The 19,247-nt window shown below is 57.0% G+C and carries 13 protein-coding genes; 6 read left to right on the forward strand and 7 right to left on the reverse strand.

Annotated elements, in window-relative coordinates:
• Positions 1–222: 222 nt before the first annotated feature.
• The 3 genes from truB to VFE46_17350 are packed head-to-tail and all read right to left on the reverse strand — an operon-like array spanning position 223 to position 3,179.
• A complete protein-coding gene (gene truB, locus VFE46_17340; GenBank protein ID HZZ29763.1) occupies positions 223–1,110 on the reverse strand; it encodes a tRNA pseudouridine(55) synthase TruB in 888 nt (295 codons plus the stop codon).
• A 55-nt stretch (positions 1,111–1,165) separates the two neighbouring features.
• A complete protein-coding gene (locus VFE46_17345) occupies positions 1,166–1,546 on the reverse strand; it encodes a clan AA aspartic protease (GenBank protein HZZ29764.1) in 381 nt (126 codons plus the stop codon).
• Positions 1,547–1,604: 58 nt separating this feature from the next.
• On the reverse strand, positions 1,605–3,179 hold the full coding sequence (locus tag VFE46_17350; protein HZZ29765.1) for an MmgE/PrpD family protein: 1,575 nt from the start codon (positions 3,177–3,179) through the stop codon (positions 1,605–1,607).
• A 150-nt stretch (positions 3,180–3,329) separates the two neighbouring features.
• On the opposite strand from VFE46_17350, the gene VFE46_17355 reads away from it, so the two are divergent.
• The 3 genes from VFE46_17355 to hemL all read left to right on the forward strand — a co-directional run bounded on the left by VFE46_17355 (position 3,330) and on the right by hemL (position 7,932).
• A complete protein-coding gene (locus VFE46_17355) occupies positions 3,330–5,288 on the forward strand; it encodes a serine/threonine-protein kinase (protein HZZ29766.1) in 1,959 nt (652 codons plus the stop codon).
• Between the two features lie 225 nt (positions 5,289–5,513).
• Complete coding sequence (gene hemB, locus VFE46_17360; protein ID HZZ29767.1) at positions 5,514–6,530, forward strand: porphobilinogen synthase; 1,017 nt, start codon at positions 5,514–5,516, stop codon at positions 6,528–6,530.
• A gap of 121 nt (positions 6,531–6,651) precedes the next feature.
• Positions 6,652–7,932 (forward strand): glutamate-1-semialdehyde 2,1-aminomutase, encoded by a 1,281-nt coding sequence (hemL, locus tag VFE46_17365; GenBank protein HZZ29768.1) that lies wholly within the window; start codon positions 6,652–6,654, stop codon positions 7,930–7,932.
• Positions 7,933–7,972: 40 nt separating this feature from the next.
• Here the strand turns inward: hemL and VFE46_17370 are convergent, their stop codons facing one another.
• The 3 genes from VFE46_17370 to VFE46_17380 form a co-directional block, all read right to left on the reverse strand.
• Positions 7,973–11,002 (reverse strand): hypothetical protein, encoded by a 3,030-nt coding sequence (locus VFE46_17370; GenBank protein HZZ29769.1) that lies wholly within the window; start codon positions 11,000–11,002, stop codon positions 7,973–7,975.
• A gap of 196 nt (positions 11,003–11,198) precedes the next feature.
• Positions 11,199–11,939 (reverse strand): endonuclease/exonuclease/phosphatase family protein, encoded by a 741-nt coding sequence (locus VFE46_17375; protein HZZ29770.1) that lies wholly within the window; start codon positions 11,937–11,939, stop codon positions 11,199–11,201.
• A 97-nt stretch (positions 11,940–12,036) separates the two neighbouring features.
• Positions 12,037–12,501, reverse strand: a complete 465-nt coding sequence (locus tag VFE46_17380; GenBank protein ID HZZ29771.1) for a YhcH/YjgK/YiaL family protein — start codon at positions 12,499–12,501, stop codon at positions 12,037–12,039.
• A 287-nt stretch (positions 12,502–12,788) separates the two neighbouring features.
• Between VFE46_17380 and VFE46_17385 the strand changes: the two genes are divergently transcribed.
• Genes VFE46_17385 through VFE46_17395 form a run of 3 tightly spaced genes read left to right on the forward strand, consistent with a single transcriptional unit; the run spans position 12,789 to position 17,722 of the window.
• A complete protein-coding gene (locus VFE46_17385; GenBank protein ID HZZ29772.1) occupies positions 12,789–16,232 on the forward strand; it encodes a pyruvate carboxylase in 3,444 nt (1,147 codons plus the stop codon).
• Between the two features lie 45 nt (positions 16,233–16,277).
• Positions 16,278–17,123: a hypothetical protein gene (locus VFE46_17390; GenBank protein HZZ29773.1), complete on the forward strand. Its 846-nt coding sequence runs from the start codon at positions 16,278–16,280 to the stop codon at positions 17,121–17,123.
• 5 nt (positions 17,124–17,128) lie between these two features.
• The gene (locus VFE46_17395) at positions 17,129–17,722 is read left to right on the forward strand and encodes a hypothetical protein (protein HZZ29774.1); all 594 of its coding nucleotides are present in this window, start codon (positions 17,129–17,131) and stop codon (positions 17,720–17,722) included.
• Here VFE46_17395 and VFE46_17400 read toward each other — a convergent pair.
• A complete protein-coding gene (locus VFE46_17400) occupies positions 17,719–19,140 on the reverse strand; it encodes a PQQ-dependent sugar dehydrogenase (protein HZZ29775.1) in 1,422 nt (473 codons plus the stop codon). The two genes, VFE46_17395 and VFE46_17400, sit on opposite strands and share 4 nt — an antisense overlap.
• Positions 19,141–19,247: the final 107 nt, after the last annotated feature.

Consider the following 19,247-nt stretch of genomic DNA (forward strand, 5'->3'; position numbering starts at 1 on the left):
GCTCCGTCACTGGCTGGCTTTTGGCCGTTGCATCCCTGCTCGAAAATTGCTCCGGGTGAGTGTGTTTGCTTTTAGTCCCGCAAGGAATTTTACCACTCTCTGTGCAACACAGGGCTTCGACGAGGCGGAAGTGAGCGAGATCGGCGGCAATGGCATCGGCCTATGCCGAAGAGGAAAAGTTTGACGACCGGCAGCCGCCAAAAGCCCGCGGTTTTTGCAAACTCAGTCGGGCAAAAAATTTCGCACAGGACCCAGCAGGCCGTCGCGCCGTCGGTGGAGAATGGCCGCAAGCTTTCCGCAGCCGTCAAGCGCGGCAAACTCCGCCGCGGGTGGCTCGGTTGCGGAAGCTGGCCGAACAATGAACAAGCCGCGGAAGATGGATTGTAATTCGGCTTCGTCCAGCGTGATGGCCGACAAGTGATCTACCGCCGATTGCGGCGCTAGCAAATGCTGGCCCAAGTTATCTTGAGTCAGTGTGCTGGCTTCGACGGCGTCTTCCGCGAGGAATTTTCCAATGGCGGTGCGCTTCAATCGGCTCATAATGGCGGCGGTACCCAGCGATTCGGCCAAATCACGCCCCAAGGAACGCACATAAGTGCCGCTAGAGCATTGCAATTCCAGCGTCAATTCGGGATAGCTGTAATCCATTACTTGCAACCAGTGAATGGTGACCGGCCGAGGCTGCAATTCAACCGTTTGTCCTTTCCGGGCCAGTTTATACGCACGCTGGCCCGATACTTTCAGCGCGGAAAATGCCGGCGGACGCTGTTCAATCTCGCCGATAAATTTCGCGGCGGCCGTTTCCACTTCTAACCGGGTCGGCACAGGAGGGTTGGGCAACTCTGTGACCAGGCCTTCGGTATCTTCCGTCGGGCTGCTGCGCCCCAAGAGAAATGTGCCGCGGTAGCGCTTGGGCATTTGCTGCACGTAATCGATCAGCCGCGTCGCCTGGCCGACACACACCATGAGCACGCCCGTGGCCAGTGGATCCAAAGTGCCGGCATGGCCGGCCTTGGCGGGCTTCACCAAACGCTGCACCTGATCGACCACCCAACGCGAAGTTTTTCCCGCAGGTTTGTAAATATTGAGCAGACCGAAGTAGTGTGACACAAGAATTCCGCCAAAAAATAACAGCAGAAGGCAAATGCCGAGGGCAGGAACCTGCTTATTTGACTTTGGCCGAAGCCACATTCGGGCTGTTGGGGTTCACATCGGCGATGCGCTGTTGCGGTATAAGGATTAGGTCCATATCTTCCATCGGAATGGCGCCCAACAGCACTTCATCGCCCATCACGACAGCGCCGACGTAGGCAACGCGATTTTTGAAGCGCGTTTCAATGGGCCCAACATAGGCCGTCAATCGCCGAGAGCCGTCGGCGAGCGTGACTTCCTTTTTGCTTTGCTCTTCCAACTGCAAGTCGGCTTGCACTCGTTCTGGAATGACCAGGTATACAGCGCCCGTGTCGACCAGCGCGTCGGTCTGGACGGGTTCAATTTCCGGCCGCCTTGGATTCGAGAGCGTCAATTGCACGGTAATCAACCCCATGATGCGAATAACCTAATTGTACGTTACACACGAATCTGTGGACAACACCACAACCCCGTCAATCCGCTAAACCGCGGATAGGAAAATCGAACAAACTGGCGATCTCCGTGGCGGTTTTTTGCCGCAAGTTCGAAAATCGGGCGTGCAATTCTTCCGGATGCTCCACCCCCAGCGATGCCAAAGCGCGAAATTTGTAATTCAGCACGTCGTCGAGTGCGGTGGCATCCTTATTTCGCGCATGGCCCAGCGGATACATCACCAGTCCGCTCGATTGCCTGCCAAGTTGTGCGTGTTCGATTTCCAGCGTGGTGGGAATGCCGTCAGGATATTTGGCGTCGTACTCCGGACCGCCGTGACGGAATTCAATTTTTTCCATGAGTTGCCGAGTCAGCGGATGCACCAACGCGGCTTCGTCGTAATCCGCCGGCAGCAGCATCAACTCTTTCCAGCCGGTGCGCTGTTGTTCAAAGGCTTTGCGCAGCAGCGTGGCGACAATGTAAACCATCGAATGGTCGGCGCTTTGCCGAGTGCGGGGATCGCGCTTGGCCGGATCGCCAATAATGTGAAATGCCGGCTCGTAGATGCTGATGCGCACCGAGCGCAACTGTTCGGGATTTTCCAGCAGCCGTGGTTGGCGTGATAAAACGTCGATTAAGCCTTGAATGGCGCCGGCCGATTGATGTTCGTACAGTCCCAATTTGAAGTGCATGCCCAGCACGGCGAAATCATCGCCGCCGGTAGCCAACGCCAATGCAAACGGGCTTTCTCCATTGCGGGCCGGCTTTTCGAACAAGCAGAAAACAGCTTCTGGATTGCAGAACACATCGGCGGGCCCGACAAAACCTCGCAATGCCCGTTGGGCACTCAGCACGGCCACTTCGGCGCTGATGGCGGCGGAAGCTCCCTTGGAATCGGAAAGTTGTTTGCCGTGGCGAATGGCGCGAAACGGAATGTAATGCGCCACGACCAAGCCAATGGCCAATTCAATTTGCTCTGCCGTGGCCCCCCGCATGGCTCCATACACGGCGGCCGACGCAATTGCCCCGTGCACCACGTGATCGAGTTTATACGTTTTCAGCGAAAACACTTCGGCCAGACGGCCACGAATTTCGTCAATCGCCAACATGCCGCGCAAGGCAGCGGCGCCATCGAGCCCAGTCTGCTGGGCCGCGGCAATGGCGACAGGATAAAAATCGTTGTGGCCGAACTCGCCGGCGGTGTGACCGCGCGCCGGATCGTAACCAAAGTTGGTGCCGTTGGCATCCCATTCGCGCACGGCCGAACAGTTGGCGAGGACAGCCTTTTCCGGTTTGACAGCAACATGGGAGCCGAAGCAGGTTGCGCCGTGAGCAGTTTTCCCCCTCACCCAGCCCTCTCCCGCCAGGAAAGAGAGTTGTTGAGATGCTGCGAGGTATTCCAGCGCTTCCTGCCGCAGGACCGTGGGTGCATTGCAGCCACAGGCTAAGGCCGAAACGCCGCAGGCCACGCTATCTATGTGCAATCGCTCCAGCATTTGCCAAACCCTCTCGGAAGGGCCGGCTGAATCCTTGTTGACCCGGACAAAATGGATTGCATATTCAGCGATGCCGCGAGCTTGGTTGGTATCGGCGGGCAAGGTGATAAATTCGCTCAAATCAGAAACTCCAAAGCTAATTGGCCGCGAAAGCAAACTGTGGACAGAGACGCTATTCACGCGGATGTTAGTTGCGACGGATGTCAGCCGAGCAAAACCAGGTACAATAAATATCTGCAGAATCGTCCATTCTACGCCGGCACTGAAACCATGCAATTCGATCGCCTGGGACCGTACAAAATTGGCAAACGGCTTGGCCGGGGCGGCATGGGCGCCGTATTCGAGGGACAAAACGTCGAAACCGGCGAGGCCGGCGCCATCAAAGTCCTCAATCCGCACCTGGCCGACGAAGAAGGCTTCCGCGAACGGTTCGAACTGGAAATCAACACGCTGAAAAAACTAAAGCATCCTAACATCGTGCGGATGCTCGGCTTCGGCGAGCAACAAGGATACCTATATTACGTGATGGAGTTGGTTCGCGGGCACAGCGTCGAGGAGGAGCTGCAACAAGGACGCCGATTTACCTGGCGCGAAGTGGTCCAATATGCCGTCAAGCTTTCCAAAGCACTGCGGCATGCGCACGATCATGGCGTCATTCACCGCGACATCAAGCCGGCGAATTTGCTGTTGAACGAAGACGATTCTGACATCAAGCTCACCGATTTTGGCATCGCCCGGCTGTTTGGCAACAACCGCTTGACGATGGATGGCGCCTTAGTCGGCACGGCCGAATACATGTCGCCGGAGCAAGCCACCGGCGAGCGTGTTACGCCGCTCAGCGATTTGTATAGCCTGGGCGGGGTAATGTTCGCCATGCTCGCCGGACGGCCGCCGTTTCGCGCCGCTTCGCTGGCCGAAATGCTGCACAAGCAGCGGTTTGAGCCGGCGCCGCCCTTGTCGCGTTATGCCAGCGACATTCCGCCGGAGTTGGAAGAATTGATCAATCGCCTGTTGTCGAAAGAACCTGCCGCTCGCGCGCCAAACGCTTTGGTCCTGAGCCGGCAATTGGCGGCCATGGAACACGGCCTGTCGATGATTCGTCAACGCCCCGCCGAAGAGCCGGTTCCTCAATTTGAGGAAGACTTGGAGCTGGCCGGGAACAAAACCGTCTCCGACGCCGTTCAACCACCGTCGAATCAGACAGTCACCAGTGGCACGCCGCCGGTTCCGTCGCCATCCAGCAGCGATTTGCGATCGGCCACTCGTGCCGGCACTCCGCCGCCGCCGGCAATGCCGTACGATCCAAATGCCTCCACCATGATTGCCCCGGCGCCGTCCATGGCGGCCGGTGGCCCAATTCCAGTTGTAGCCGGTGCGGCCCCCAGCGTGGGTTCTGCGCCCCGTAAAACGGTGCTTTCGAATTCTGTTGCGATGCCAGCGGCTTCAGTTGCCGCCGCTGCGGCTGTGCCTGGATCGCAAACCGCCATCACTTCCAGCCGGTTCACTACGGTGGAAGAAGACGAGCGCCAGCAAGAAGTGCTGCAACGCGCCAGCGAAAGTAATTCGTCGATCATTCAAATCGGACTGTTGTTGTTCAGCCTGGCGATGATTGCCGCCTTGGTCTGGTATTTATCGCGTCCCCCGTCGGCGGAAAAATTGCTGGTCCGCATCGATGCGGCCGCCGGCGAAGGAGACGGCAGCGGCTTGCCGAATGCAGAAGACGACGTGAACAGCTTTCTCAGCCGGTTTCCCGAACACGAGCGGACCGCCGACGTGAAGCGTTACCAGGAAGAAATCAACTTGCAACGGCAGGAGCGTCAGCTTCGGTTGCGCGCCCGCTTACTGACTGGCGAAGATAGTTTAAGCCCCGTCGAGCGCGATTACTTGGAAGCGATGAACGCCGTGACCATCGACCCGCAACGCACCATCGACAAGTTGCAAGCCTTGGTGCAGTTGTACGGCGCCGAAACTGACTCCAGCGACCGGACAGCTCAATCCGTGGAATTTGCGCGCTGGGAATTGAAGCAGCTGCGTGACCAAGCAGCCAAATCCATTCCCGAATATCAAGCATTGATTACCGCCAATTTGAAGCGGGCCGAACAATTGCGGCAAACGTCGCCCGAGCAAGCCCGCGCAATTTGGCAAAGCATTATCACATTGTACGGCGACCGGCCCTGGGCCGCCGAAGCGGTGGCGAAAGCGAAAGCGGAACTCCAGCAGGAAAAATGAACCGCGAAGAACGCGAAGGAACACAGAAAATCAAAGACAATTTCATTAGGAAACCAGGAATCTAGGAGAATAGGAAAAGAATTTGCAACTATTTCGAATACTGACCAGTATGTTCAATGCGAATTATCCAATGCCTATTCCGGGCTTCCTGACTTCATGGCTTCCTAATAAAAATTCTTCTTTGCGTTCTTTGCGGTTCAAACAGGTTTGAACTATAAGAATAACATGGCCCAACACGATTCACACTCCTCCGGCTTTCCCACCACCCGGCTGCGGCGGCTGCGGTATCATCCGCTGGTGCGGGAACTAGTGCGCGAAACTCGTTTGCATCCGGGCAACTTTGTGCTGCCGCTGTTTGTGCGGGCTGGCCAAAACATCAAGCAGGAAATCGGCTCCATGCCGGGGCACTTCCAGTGGTCGCCTGACCGCTTGGGAGAAGAAATTCGCGCCATTGCCGATTTAGGTCTGGGGGGAATTCTGCTGTTTGGCATCCCGGCGAAAAAAGATGCCACCGGCAGCGATTCCTACAGCGACCACGGCATTGTGCAGCAGGCCATTCGGGCGGTGAAACAGGCTGCGCCGAATCTGCTAGTGATTACCGACGTTTGTTTTTGCGAGTATACCGACCATGGCCATTGCGGTGTGCTGAACGAAAAAACCGGCCGGCTGGATGTCGACAACGATGCCACGCTGGCGCTGATTGCCAAGCAGGCGCTCAGCCATGCCCAGGCCGGGGCAGATATTGTCGCCCCCAGCGGCATGATGGACGGCATGATCGGCGCCATTCGCCGCGCTTTGGACGGCGCGAACATGGTGCACGTGCCCATCATGAGCTACGCCGCCAAATTCGCCAGTGCGTTTTATGGCCCTTTCCGCGATGCCGCCGAAAGCACGCCGCAGGCGGGCAACCGGCGTGGATATCAAATGGATCCCTCGGCAAGCTCGGGGCAATCGCTGCGTGAAGTGGAGCTCGATTTGGCCGAAGGGGCCGACATCGTCATGGTTAAACCGGCGCTGGCATATCTCGATATCATCCGCGACGTGCGGGAACGGTTCCCGGGTGTGCCGCTAGCGGCTTACAATGTGTCGGGCGAGTTCAGCATGGCCAAAGCCGCCGCGAAAAATGGCTGGCTCGACGAGCAAGCGGTGGCGCTGGAAATGCTGACGGCCATTCGGCGAGCCGGCGCTTCCATCATCATCACGTATTGGGCGAAAGAAGCGGCAGGGTGGCTTCTCCTGTAGCCTGTGGACCACGACCATCGGAGATTCGTCGGTCAATTTACAACTGACGCTCCTACCGGCGGCTGTGAGCCGCCGGCTATTATCACCCAAAGAGAAAATCATCTTAGCGCAGAATTAAAAGATGCCCCGCGATAAAAGCCAAGCAGCCTTCGAACGCGCCAAACGGTTGATGCCCGGCGGCGTAAACAGCCCGGCGCGGGCGTTTGGCGGAGTCGGCGGAGAGCCGATTTTTTTTGAGCGCGGCGAAGGGGCTTATTTGTACGACCTCGACGGGAATCGGTACATCGATTACGTCGGTTCGTGGGGACCGCTGATTTTGGGCCACGCACATCCGCAAGTGATTGAAGCAGTGCGTGCCGCGGCAGAGAAGGGGACCAGTTTTGGCGCTCCCACGGAAGCGGAAAGCGAACTGTGCGAGCTGATTATCGCGGCGGTGCCGAGCGTGGAAAAAGTACGGCTGGTGAATTCCGGGACCGAAGCCACGATGAGCGCCATTCGCCTGGCTCGCGGATTCACGGGGCGCGACGTGATTGTGAAGTTCGCCGGCAATTATCATGGCCACGTCGATAGTTTGCTGGTGGCGGCCGGCAGCAGTGCGGCGACGCTAGGCGTGCCGAACTCGCCGGGCGTCACGGCAGGCACGGCGAAGGACACTCTGCTGCTGCAATACAACGACGTGCCGGGTTTGGAAGCGGCGTTCAAAGAACATGGCCCACGGATTGCCGGCGTCATCGTGGAACCGGTTGTGGGCAACATGGGCGTGGTGGCGCCCATCGACGGCTTTTTGCACGCATTGCGAGAATTGACGCAGCGGCACGGTTCACTGTTGATTTTTGACGAAGTAATGACCGGCTTCCGCGTGGCGTATGGTGGAGCGCAGTCGCTGTTTGGCATTCGGCCCGATTTAACCACGCTGGGAAAAATTGTCGGCGGCGGCCTGCCTGTGGGTGCATACGGCGGCCGGGCGGACATTATGGAACACGTGCTGCCGGCTGGCAAAGTGTTTCAGGCCGGCACGCTCAGCGGCAATCCGTTGGCCACGGCGGCGGGAATTGCCATGTTGAAAACGCTGCGCGACACCAATCCGTATCCACGATTGGAGCAGCTTTCGGCCCGACTGGCCAAAGGACTACACGAAGCGGCTGCCGCCGCCAAAGTTCCACACACCATAGCCCGTGTCGGCAGCATGCTCACACTATTTTTCAGCGGCGAACCAATTGCCAATTGGCCCACGGCCAGCCGCTGCGACACCAAGCGGTTTGCACAGTATTTTTGGAAGTTGATCGACCACGGCGTGTACATGCCGTGCAGCCAGTTTGAAGCTTTCTTTGTTTCGGCAGCGCATACCGAAGCAGATATTGATGCCACGATCGCCGCCGCTCGGGAAGCGCTGGCGACTTAGAAGCACTGCCTCTTCCTTGAATGCCGCCGCTTGTCGGCCATTATGGATTCGGCTGCGGAAGCGGCGGAGGTGGAATTTCTTCGCCGCGAGGCTTCGGCGGAGTCGGTAGGCGTTGAGCATTGCCATTGGCTCCCGCTGCGGCATTGCTTCCGTTGGCTGCTGGAAATGCCAGTCCGCCTACTGGACCGTTCTGCATTTCCACTTCCGCATGCAGCGAAAGTATGCGCTGATCCAGCGCCACGTCGGCATCCAATCCACGCAGCCAGTTCAATACTGGGGCCACGTAACTAGCCGGAGCAGGAGTAAATAAGCCCGAAATCAATCGCATTTGGTTGGAGGGCAGGGCCGTGGAAATCCACGTGGGCAGTGTGCCGGTCCGTTCCTCAAGCTGATATTTTCCCCCCACGGGGCAAACCAAGTTGGCATCGGTCAACCGTTCGGCGACTTTCACGCAATCTTCCGGCGGCACGCGCAACTGGGCAGTCAGCGATTGCAAAAAACGGACGTTGCCGATGGCCGCATTTTTGGCACTGAGATAGAACATGCCGTTAACGGTGCTGGCCACCTTCGAACGGCCTAAATCACCCACGTGAAACCAGGCCTGTGCTGGGCGCGGCGCATCGACAAACTTCAACTGGGGCGTGATGGTTTCCAAAATTTCGCGCTGCATGGAAGCAATGGTGAACTGCCCCATGCGCCGCTGCCACAAACCGGACGGCGCGCGCCCAAAGTCGGCGGCATCGAGCGGCACTTCCCCGACGCCAATGGAGGCAAACAGCGCCGGTGTGGGAGTGGCCCCAAAATAAAACGGCGGCAGCAGTGACAGGGGCGAAAGCGAACTGAGTCCGGAAATGCCCTGGCCGTTTCCCAAGGCGTTGGCCAAAACGCCCCCCAAAGGACCGTTCAGTACACCGCCTTGCCCCGGCTGAATTTGTAGCAATGGTTGGGCGGGGGCTGCGGTTTGCGAAGCAGTTGGTTCGCCTGCCGCGCCGGGATTGGAATTCAATCCTTGCGGGGCGGCATCTCGCAAAGCGCCGAACAAGCGGTAAGCACCTTGCGGCGCAGCCAATCCTTTGGAAGCCAACAAATTCCCGCTCAGGCTGGCCTCGCCGGTCGCAATATCGCCGGGCACTGGCGCTAGTTTTTGCTTGCTGATGGGGCCCAAGGCTGTGGCGATGGTTTGATAGTTGGCCGCAGCGAGCGGCGTGACTTGGGCATCAATCAGAATTCGTTCGACGCCCGGTTCTTTTGTTTTACTTGGTTCACGACGGATACCGGCCACGACCGGATCGATGGTGGACCATTTCGATTGCAACCAGGCGGCAAAATCCTGATACCGGCTAGCCTCGGCGGCGGTGATGGTTTGGAACGCGACATCGGCCGCCGGTGCAAAAGTTCCACGGCCTCCGCGCAAGGTATCGGTAAAATCGCCATCGGCAGTCATTTCCAAACGGCTGCCATCGGAGCGCTGGCCAAACCCAGCCGGCAGGTATTGGGACTTAATTAAATCGTCAAGCGAGCCGACTTTTACGCCGTCGCCTTGGGCGGCCAGTTGGGCCACCAAGGCCATGTCAATTTCGGCAGCGGAACGCAGGCGGCGATCCATTTCCACTTGATAACGGGGCCCTGCCAAATTGCCAAAAAATTCCGACGACAGATACACAAAAACCGAGTAATCGCGGTTGCCGGGCATGAGCGATCGGGCATAGCGAAACTCCGGGCTGCTGCCCAAGGCGTGTTTACCGGCGGCCGCTTCGTAAAACTGTTCCACCAAATGCCGCGAATTGGTGACGAAATGAAAATCGCCGTCGATGGCATAAAACGAGCGTACTCGATTATCGGGCGTGGACAAGAACAACACTGTATGCCCAGCGATTTCGACTTGCTCCTCCGTGCAACCCGGCTCTCGCTTCAATGTGGCGGCACGTTGCTGGGTGAAATCGGAATTCAGAGCCAAATTATTTCGGGCCTGAAACAGAAAGCCGATGGTGGCCCCTTCGCGGAAGAAAAAATCGTTGCCGATCATGGCGACGTCGGCAATGACGGCTGGCCCCAAGATTGGCGCCAGCACGGATTCTTTCAGCGATAATTGCCGTTCGATGCGGGGAGTTAGGCCGTAATCTATCCCGCGGCGATTAATCAAGTTTTGCAAATCGCCGCTCCAGCGATCGAGCGTGTGGCGAAACCACAAATAGTTGGTGAAGTTGCCGTAGCGAATGTAAAAGCAATCAGCTGGCACGTGACCGGCGAGCGGCTCGATGGCCACTTCGCCCAAGGTTTCCGGCACACTGCTGGTAAATTGAACGCCAGCCGGCAGTGGTTGGTTGGCAACTTCCGGAGTGTCGCTGCGCCGCAGCAGAACTTGAGTTTGCATCTCATTGCGCAAACTTTCGCTCCCCAGCAACAAGCCGAGTTGGTGGTTAGCTTGTTCGTCGCCGGTTTGGGCGGTCGGCAATTTCGGTTGTCCGCCTGTGGCAGAATTCAGCAAGCCGTCGGCCAACAGGCGTATGGGAGGCGGCGAAATTTGACTAGCAGGCGGTAAATTAAGCCGCCTCGCCAGCGTGGTGAGTAAGTAATTGTCGACCAACGGCGGATAATCAGCCGGACGATCAATCCGATTGGCCTGCCGCGTGTATTTCACCCACCAATCGCTAATCAAGCGTTCGTGGCCTACCGGATCGTGCTGGGGCGTAACGCTAATCGATGCCGCCACCGGAGCGTAAAGCTGCAAATCCAACGGCGCATCACCCGTGAACAGAAAGTAGACCGTGGCGGTTTGTGGGCGGCCTAAGATTTCTCGCGCCGCGGTGCGGAGCGGCTCCGCCTGAAACGCCTGATACAATGTGCGGCCGGTTTTTTCTGTCAGTGTGAAGCCATTGTTGCCCAACAGCGCGGGATTTACGCCCGGAGGCAATGCCACCGTCCAGCGACCCACGCCATACGGCTCGCCGGCAAACGCTTCCACTTCCGGCTCCTGTGGACGGACACGGCCTTTCAATAATTGTGCGTTTGCGGTAGCGGCAAAGCCCAGGGCGAGAATGGGAATCCATAAGGCAATGAATCGTCGCATGGTTCAATGTTTTCCAAGTGGCATCAAAATCGAATTCTCGCCGCTGCGGCCAAGGACACAGTCCGCCCATAGTTTACGCGCATCAAGATCGAATGTCGCGGGGTAAAATAGAACCGCGGCAAGGTAGTTTTGGCACAAGAGATGCTCCCACACCGCTCGAACGAGCATGCACACCAAGCACCAAGCAAAAAGGTCGTTAGTTGCTCGCGCGGTTAAACACGGCGAGGTCTAGATGAAAATCAATTACTACTGGTAAGTGATCGCTGGCGCTGCGCGCGAGCGCATTACGCACTACATGGGCCTGCCGGATCAGCACATCGCCGCGAAAAAATGCCTTATCGAGTGAACTGAGCGCCATGTAGGCCGGAAAAGATCGGAAGCGATAGATAGGCGTTGTGATTTGACAAAAGCCATGCTCGTTCAAAGTTCCCCGGTGCAAACGATTTTGCCAATCGTTGTAATCGCCCACCACCAGCGTGGGCAGGGTGTGGGATTCGCGGAACAGCTGATGATTTAGTAAATGTCCGATTTGCCAATGTCTTTCGTCGTGGCTTAAACCCAGGTGAAAATTCACAAGGTGCAGAGGGCCTTCGGGAGTTTCAACCACCACAATCTGGGCTCCGCGCGGCTTTTTGGCGTTAAACCGCAGCGAAATTTGGTGCTTCGTTGTGAACGGCCAGCGCGACAGGATCAGGTTTCCATAACCGCCGCTTTTGAAGTTTACATTCAGCTGAAAGAGTTGGCCCGTGAGCTTGAAATAGTCGGCCAATAGTCTCGGCTGGTCGTGATAGTGCGAACGGCGGGAATTATGGGCGACTTCTTGCAAGCACAAGATGTCAGGGTTCTGGCTTTCGACAACGTCGATGATCCGTTGCAAGCGACAACGCCGGTCGCGGCCGCCAATTCCCTTATGGATGTTGTAGCTCAGAAGACGCATGGTTTCCGAAGGGGCGAGGGCAGGAGTCAGGGGTCAGGGATCAGGGGTCAAGAAGTCAACCTTTGACTCCTGATCCCTGACCCCTGATACCTGCCCCTCACCACGCCACCGCCACTTTAATTACCGCTTTGTGAATTTTGTTGGGCACGGCCACGGGCGCATGGGCATCGCTAGGAAGGAACACCACAAAATGCCCCGGAGGCAGCGACAGCCAGAGTTCCGGCTGATCGCCGAAAAACACAATATCTTTTGCTTTGTCGTAGGCCGCAGTCGTTTCCGTGCAACTGGCCGTCGGCCGCCAGCCAAACTCTTGGGCGATCGCTCCCTTGGCGGGGATAATATATTGTACGTCGATATACCTGCGGTGTGCTTCCAGCCGGGCGGAATCGCGCCCTGGGCCTTCGACGTGTTCGACAATCATCACCAGCGAATCGCCCATCACTTCATGCCGTCCGTCGGGCACTTCCTCAAACGGTGTGCTCCGTAGCAAATCAAAAGCGGCATCAAACCCGGGATGCAATCGGCAATAAATGCCCGCCTCTTCCAGCCGATCGACAATCATATTTCGCCTTCCTGTGAGAACGGCTTACTCCGAAAAACCGGCCCAAGTTTCCCCGCGAACGTACCACGACCGATTCGACTTGCCAACCGTGCCGCTGCGGCGAGCATGTTTGCGGCCGATAACGCCCGAAAAATCGTCGGGACTGGCGGGAAAATGAGAGTGAGGTAACATTAACGGAATGGTTGCCTGCGCCCGTGCTCAGCCGGGCCGCGCCGCCAGACCATCCCGAATTCACGCCCAGTTCAATCTGTTGTCGACCGATGCTCCGTCAGGATTTTTGAGGGTTCATGAAGCCAATTCACAAGCTGTTGGTTGCCAACCGCAGCGAAATTGCGATTCGAGTTTTTCGTTCCTCCCACGAACTGGGCATCCGCACCGTTGCCATTTATTCGCACGAAGATCGATACGCACTGCACCGTTTCAAAGCGGACGAAGCGTATTTGATCGGCAAAATCGGCGAGCCAATTCGGTCGTACTTGGATATCCAATCGATCGTGGCCCTGGCCGTCTCTCACGGTGTTGACGCCATTCACCCCGGCTACGGTTTCCTCTCCGAAAATCCTGCCTTACGCAAAGCCTGTGATGAAGCAGGCATTACGTTTGTCGGTCCACGTCAGGAATTGCTGGAACAGTTGGGGGACAAAACCGCGGCCCGTTCAATTGCTGAAAAAGCCAAAGTTCCCATCTTGGGCGGCAGCGCCAAAGCGGTAAGCAGTTTAGAAGAAGCGAAAAAAGTGGCGGCCGAGATTGGTTATCCAGTGATGTTGAAGGCGGCGCACGGTGGCGGTGGCCGCGGGATGCGGGTAGTTCTTAAACCGGAAGAACTGGCCACGAACTTGGAAACCGCACAGCGAGAAGCGGCGGCCGCTTTCGGCAATGGCGAAGTGTTCATCGAAAAGTACATCCGCCACGCCCGACATATTGAAGTGCAACTGTTGGGGGATTTGCACGGCAATTTAGTGCACTTATACGAGCGCGATTGCTCGGTGCAACGCCGGCACCAAAAAGTGGTGGAAATTGCGCCGGCCCCCAAGCTCGATCCGCAATTGCGACAAAAGCTGTGCGATGCCGCGCTGGCCATCGGCCGGGCTGTGCGCTACGAAAATGCCGGCACGGTGGAATTCTTGGTCGATGCAGATAGCGGTCAATTCTATTTCATCGAAGTGAATCCGCGCATTCAGGTCGAGCACACCGTCACCGAAGAAGTGACAGGCGTTGACATTGTGAAAAGCCAAATTCTGATTGCGCAGGGGCATCGCCTGGAAGATCCGGAAATTGGCTTGGCTTGCCAGGAAGACATTCGCACCACCGGCTTTGCCCTGCAGTGCCGAGTGACGACGGAAGATCCGGAGAACCGCTTTGTGCCCGATTACGGCCGCATCATGGCATATCGCTCGGCCAGCGGCATGGGCATTCGCCTGGATGCCGGCACGGCTTTCTCCGGCGCCGTGGTCACGCCGTATTACGATTCGCTGTTGGTGAAAGTCACGGCCCGGGCGCGCCGCTTCAAAGATGCCTGCACCCGCATGGAGCGTTGCTTAAGCGAGTTCCGCGTGCGGGGCGTGAAAACGAATTTGCCGTTTTTGAACAATCTGATCATGCACCCGACGTTTCAAGCCGGAGAGTGCACGACCACGTTCATTGACGAAACGCCGGCACTGTTCCACATGCCGCTGCGCCGCGATCGGGCCAGCAAATTATTGCAATTTATGGGCGAAATCATCGTCAACGGAAACTCGTTGGTGAAAGATCGGCCGCGGAGCACTCGCCGGGAGCCGGCGGCGGTGCCCACGTTCGATCGACAACAATTGCCGCCGCCGGGAACACGGCAAAAACTGCTGGAGTTGGGGCCGGAAAAATTCAACCGCTGGGTGCTGGACGAAAAGCGATTGTTGCTGACCGACACCACGCTGCGGGATGCCCATCAATCGCTCCTGGCCACACGCATGCGCACGCATGACATGCTGCAAGTAGCCGAAGCCTATGCGCACTTGGTGCCCCAGCTATTTTCGTTGGAAATGTGGGGCGGGGCCACGTTCGACACCGCCATGCGGTTTCTCAAAGAGTGCCCTTGGCAACGGTTGGCAGATTTACGAGCCGCCATTCCCAACATTTTGTTCCAAATGCTGGTTCGGGCTTCCAATGCGGTCGGCTACACGAATTATCCCGATAATGTCGTTCAGGCTTTCCTCAAAGAAAGCGTGGAAGCGGGCATGGATGTATTCCGCATTTTCGATCCGCTCAACTGGACCGAAAACATGCGCGTGGCGATGGATGCGGTCCACAAGCATGGCGGCATTTGTGAAGCGGCCATTTGCTACACCGGCGACATTCTGAATCCACAGCGCCCCAAGTACAGCCTGAAGTACTATGTCGAATTGGCCAAAGAGCTGGAAAAGATGGGCGCGCACATTCTGGCGATCAAAGACATGGCCGGCTTGTGCAAGCCGTACGCGGCGGAGCTGCTCGTAAAAACACTGAAAAGCGAAATCGGCATTCCCATTCATTTCCATACGCATGATGCCAGCGGCGTGGCTGCAGCGTCGGTGCTAAAAGCCGCTGAAATGGGCGTCGACATTGCCGACGCAGCGCTGGCGCCCATGTCGGGCCTGACCTCGCAGCCGAATTTGAATGCCCTGGTCGAGGCGTTGCATCACAACGCTCGCGAAACCGGCGTCAGCAGCGAACCGTTGCGTAAGCTGGCGCATTATTGGCAGGCAGTGCGGGAATTTTACACGCCCTTCGAAAGCGACATGAAAGCGCCCGACGCCGATTTATATTTGCATGAGATGCCCGGCGGGCAATTCACGAATTTGCAAGAGCAAGCCCGGGCCTTGGGCTTATCGCACCGCTGGGACGAAGTGTGCCGCATGTATGCGGACGTGAATCGTCTGCTGGGCGACATTGTGAAGGTTACGCCCACTTCCAAAGCCGTCGGCGATTTGGCCCTGTTCTTAGTCACCAACAACTTGCCGGCGGAAGCGGTGCTTGATCCGGGCCGCGAATTGCAGTATCCGGAAAGCGCCGTCGATTTATTGGCCGGCCGCATGGGCCAAACTCCCGGTGGTTTTCCGCCGGAGGTGCAAAAACGCATTCTCCGCAATGTGCAGCCGGTGAAAGGGCGTCCGGGCGAAACACTACCGCCGGCCGATTTCGCCGACGCCGCGGCGAAAGTGGAAAAGCTGCTGGGGCGCAAAGCAACGGAGCAGGATGTCATTTCGTATTTGCTTTATCCGCGCGTGTATCAAGATTTCGTGACGCACGTGGCGCAATTCTCCGATACCAGCATGTTCCCCACGCCGTATTTTTTGTTCGGCCAGCAAGTCGGGGAAGAATTGGCGCTGGAAATTGAGCCGGGAAAAACGCTAATCATCAAATTGCTGACCGTGGGCGAGCCGCATCCCGACGGCACCCGTACCGTGTTTTTCGAGCTGAATGGCCAGCCGCGCAGCGTGTCGGTGGTCGATAAATCGGTGCAGGCCGAAACGGTTCGCCGACCGAAAGCGAATTTGACCGATCCCAAACAAATTGCCGCCCCGATGCCGGGGCTGGTGGTTACGGTGCCGGTGAAAACTGGCGACACGGTAAAGAAAGGGCAAAAGCTGCTGTCGCTGGAAGCCATGAAAATGGAAACCACCGTTTATGCCGAAGCCGACGGAAAAATTGCCGATGTGTTGGTGAAGCCGGGCACTCCGGTCGAAGCGGGCGAGCTGGTGGTGCAAATGGAATAGCGGCTGAATTTTGCCTTCAAGTTGCGGCAAGCGGTGCAATCGGCCATGTCTTCTCCCACGATCGGCGCCGCGGAAAAAGATTCTCGACCCGGGCTTATTATTCTGTTGGTGGCGTTGGGATTGATTATCGCCGCGCTCCGCCTGGCAGCCGCGCGTGGAGAATTGTGGTTTGACGAAGTGTGGACGATCCAAGGCGTGCAGGCCGCCGTGCACTCGCCAACGGACATCGTGCTCCGCGTCAAGCACGATAACAATCATTTTCTGAATTCGCTGGTCGTGTATTGGATTGGCCCGGACGGGACTGCCTGGATGTACCGCTTGCCGGCGGTAATTTTCGGAACGTTGACGGTGCTGCTGGCGGTTTTAATTGCCCGGCGACACGGTTGGGCCGCCATGTTGGCCGGGGTGATTTTAACCGGCTGCTCCTACCTGTTGGTGAATTACTCGTCCGAAGCGCGTGGCTACGCCTACGAAATGTTTTTCGCACTGGCAGCCTTCGGCAGTTTGTGCGCGGCCGAGGCGTCGGCCAACGTGAATTGGGAGATTTTATTTAGTGCGAGCTGCATTTTGGGTTTTTTGGCCCACCCGCTGTTTTTAACCGTGTACTTGTCGGCCCAGGTGTACACGTGGATTCCATTCGGCCACCGGCAGCAGGAGGGGAAGCGGCTGCCATCGGTGGCCGCAATCATCTGCCGCACGATCATTCCCGGCCTGTTTTTTGGCTGGCTGTATTGGATCAATCTGAGCCAATTGACCATTGGCAGTGGCGAATCGCCGCCAGTTCTGAGCGTGATTGTTCAAACGCTGTCGCTGGCCGTGGGGGGACCGTTCGATCCGCCCGGCTCCTACGCAGCGGCTGCGGTTACTCTGCTTTCACGGTGGCGGCGCTAGTCAGTGTGTTTCGGCAATCGGTGCAACGGGCAACATTTTACCTGTGTGTCATTTTCGTATTCCCGATTTTGATATTAGCGGTGGCCCCACGGGAAGATATATATCCGCGTTACTTTTTGAACAGTGTGCTGTTTACGTTGCTCTTGTGGTCTGACATCTTGGGCTCGATTTGGCGCCGCGGAAAGTTTGGCCGCGTGTTCACAATCGTGGCGCTTTTGGCGTTCATGGTTGCTAATAGCCGGCATATTGCCGATCTCATTATCCTCCAGCGCAACCATTACCTGCCCATACTGCAAACGATTGAAGAGCAAACGAAGGGAGCGCGGGCCATCGTGCTGGTCGATAACCCTTCGCGACAAGATGCAATGCTGGATTTTTATGCACGCCAACTCTCAATGACCAGGCCGATTGAAACCTATCCGCCATCGTCTGAAACGAGCTTCGCAGCCGAGTGGTATCTCGTCCATAGTTTAGATTCGCATTTTGAACCTCCAGAAACAATCACTGCGCCTGGCGGAGTTGCGTTCCACTTAGTAGAGCACGATCCGTTCGCCGGACTCTCCGGCTGGGATTTGAGCTTGTACCACCGAGAGCCTTAGCAGGCAACTTTGCGCAGCGATTTTTGTAACTGCCGCTGCCGCAAAGCAACGAATGACGCCGCGGTAGCCAAAACCAACAGCACGAACGAACTGGGCTCGGGCACCAAGGCCACGATGTTGCCGTTGGAGAATAGGGCGTACAACTCACCGTTGGAATCTTGGCCGTAGCCATACAAGTTGGAGGTTGGTACGGTGCTGCCCAAATAATTGAATTCGCTAATAGCGCCCGTGGTTGTGTCCATGTAGAACATGCGGCCGGTGGCACCAGACGTTCCCCCCAAATCGCCAAAGACATATTTTCCCTGGAGTGCTGGAATCAGGGAGCCGTGATACACGAAACCGCCGATAATGGCCTCGCCGTCGCCGTGGGTGTACTCGCCGACGGGGGCAATCGAAGTGAAACCACCAGGCGTGGTGCGCCCCGAACCGTTGGAGCCGCTGTTATCGCGGGTTCCTTCACGAAACGGCCAGCCATAATTGCCACCGCCGGTCACGGTGTCGATTTCTTCCCGATTGCTTTGTCCGACATCGCCGACCCACAGCGCGCCGGTGGCGGAATCGAAGCTAAAGCGATAAGGATTGCGAAAGCCGTAAGCATAGATTTCCTTCAAGTTGCCTCCCGCGCCGGAGGCAAACGGATTGGTTGACGGAATGCCGTATTGACCATTAGCGCTGTTGGTACCGTTAGGATCAATCCGCAATATTTTTCCGAAGGGAACCGTCGTATCTTGGCCGTTGCCAATGGTGTTGTTGTGGCCATCGGTCGCGGAGGTAACGCTGACATTGAAATCGTTGCCGCCGCCATCGCCCAAGCCAATGTATAAATTTCCGTCGGGACCGAATTTCAATGATCCGCCTTGATGGTTATCTTCCGGATGATTGATGCGCAGCAATATCCGCGAAGTGGCATTCGCAAAATCTGGAGTTGTCGTAGAAACGGTCCATTCGCGAATCAAAATTTGGTTGTTGGGCGTGGTCGTACCGTTGGGCAGAAGTTCCGGTGAGCTGAAGCCCGCGGTCGCGGGATTGGCCGAACTGAACGGCTCAGTATCGAAAGTGTAGAACTTGCCGTTGGTCGTGAAACTGGGACTAAACGCCAAGCCCGAGAATCCACCCTCGCCACCGGTGTATACCGAAATTCCGTCCGCCGGCAAATTTAAAAACGGCATCGCTGAATTTAACGCGCCGCCCTTCAAAATATCGACATCGCCGTTGCGGGTGGTGACAAATAGCCGGCCCGTGCCATCGTTGGCGGAAACCAGATCTTGCGGCGCGCCTTGGGCAGACGGAACGGTTGCCACGAGATTCAATTTGATAGAAATTGATCCTTTGACAACCGGGCTGGTCAACGCCAAAGCAGTTGTGGCGGTCGCTGCCAACAGTAGGACGGCGGCGCAGCCGAAGAATGCTCCACGCATTGCTCTGTTCTCCCGTAAACTGCCCCAAGAATATGGACAGTGCACGCCCGCGTGCAATCATTGTGCCGATTTCAGCATTGGATGCAAGCAGCGACCAATAATTTTAT

This window comes from Pirellulales bacterium, from assembly GCA_035656635.1.
Classification (GTDB): domain Bacteria; phylum Planctomycetota; class Planctomycetia; order Pirellulales; family JADZDJ01; genus DATJYL01.

Coding starts and splice junctions, on each gene's coding strand:
- VFE46_17390 (HZZ29773.1), top strand. CDS start 16,278: ATGTCTTCTCCCACGATCGGCGCCGCGGAAAAAGATTCTCGACCCGGG.
- VFE46_17375 (HZZ29770.1), bottom strand. CDS start 11,939: ATGCGTCTTCTGAGCTACAACATCCATAAGGGAATTGGCGGCCGCGAC.
- VFE46_17380 (HZZ29771.1), bottom strand. CDS start 12,501: ATGATTGTCGATCGGCTGGAAGAGGCGGGCATTTATTGCCGATTGCAT.
- VFE46_17345 (HZZ29764.1), bottom strand. CDS start 1,546: ATGGGGTTGATTACCGTGCAATTGACGCTCTCGAATCCAAGGCGGCCG.
- VFE46_17385 (HZZ29772.1), top strand. CDS start 12,789: ATGAAGCCAATTCACAAGCTGTTGGTTGCCAACCGCAGCGAAATTGCG.
- hemL (HZZ29768.1), top strand. CDS start 6,652: ATGCCCCGCGATAAAAGCCAAGCAGCCTTCGAACGCGCCAAACGGTTG.
- hemB (HZZ29767.1), top strand. CDS start 5,514: ATGGCCCAACACGATTCACACTCCTCCGGCTTTCCCACCACCCGGCTG.
- VFE46_17400 (HZZ29775.1), bottom strand. CDS start 19,140: ATGCGTGGAGCATTCTTCGGCTGCGCCGCCGTCCTACTGTTGGCAGCG.
- VFE46_17355 (HZZ29766.1), top strand. CDS start 3,330: ATGCAATTCGATCGCCTGGGACCGTACAAAATTGGCAAACGGCTTGGC.
- VFE46_17370 (HZZ29769.1), bottom strand. CDS start 11,002: ATGCGACGATTCATTGCCTTATGGATTCCCATTCTCGCCCTGGGCTTT.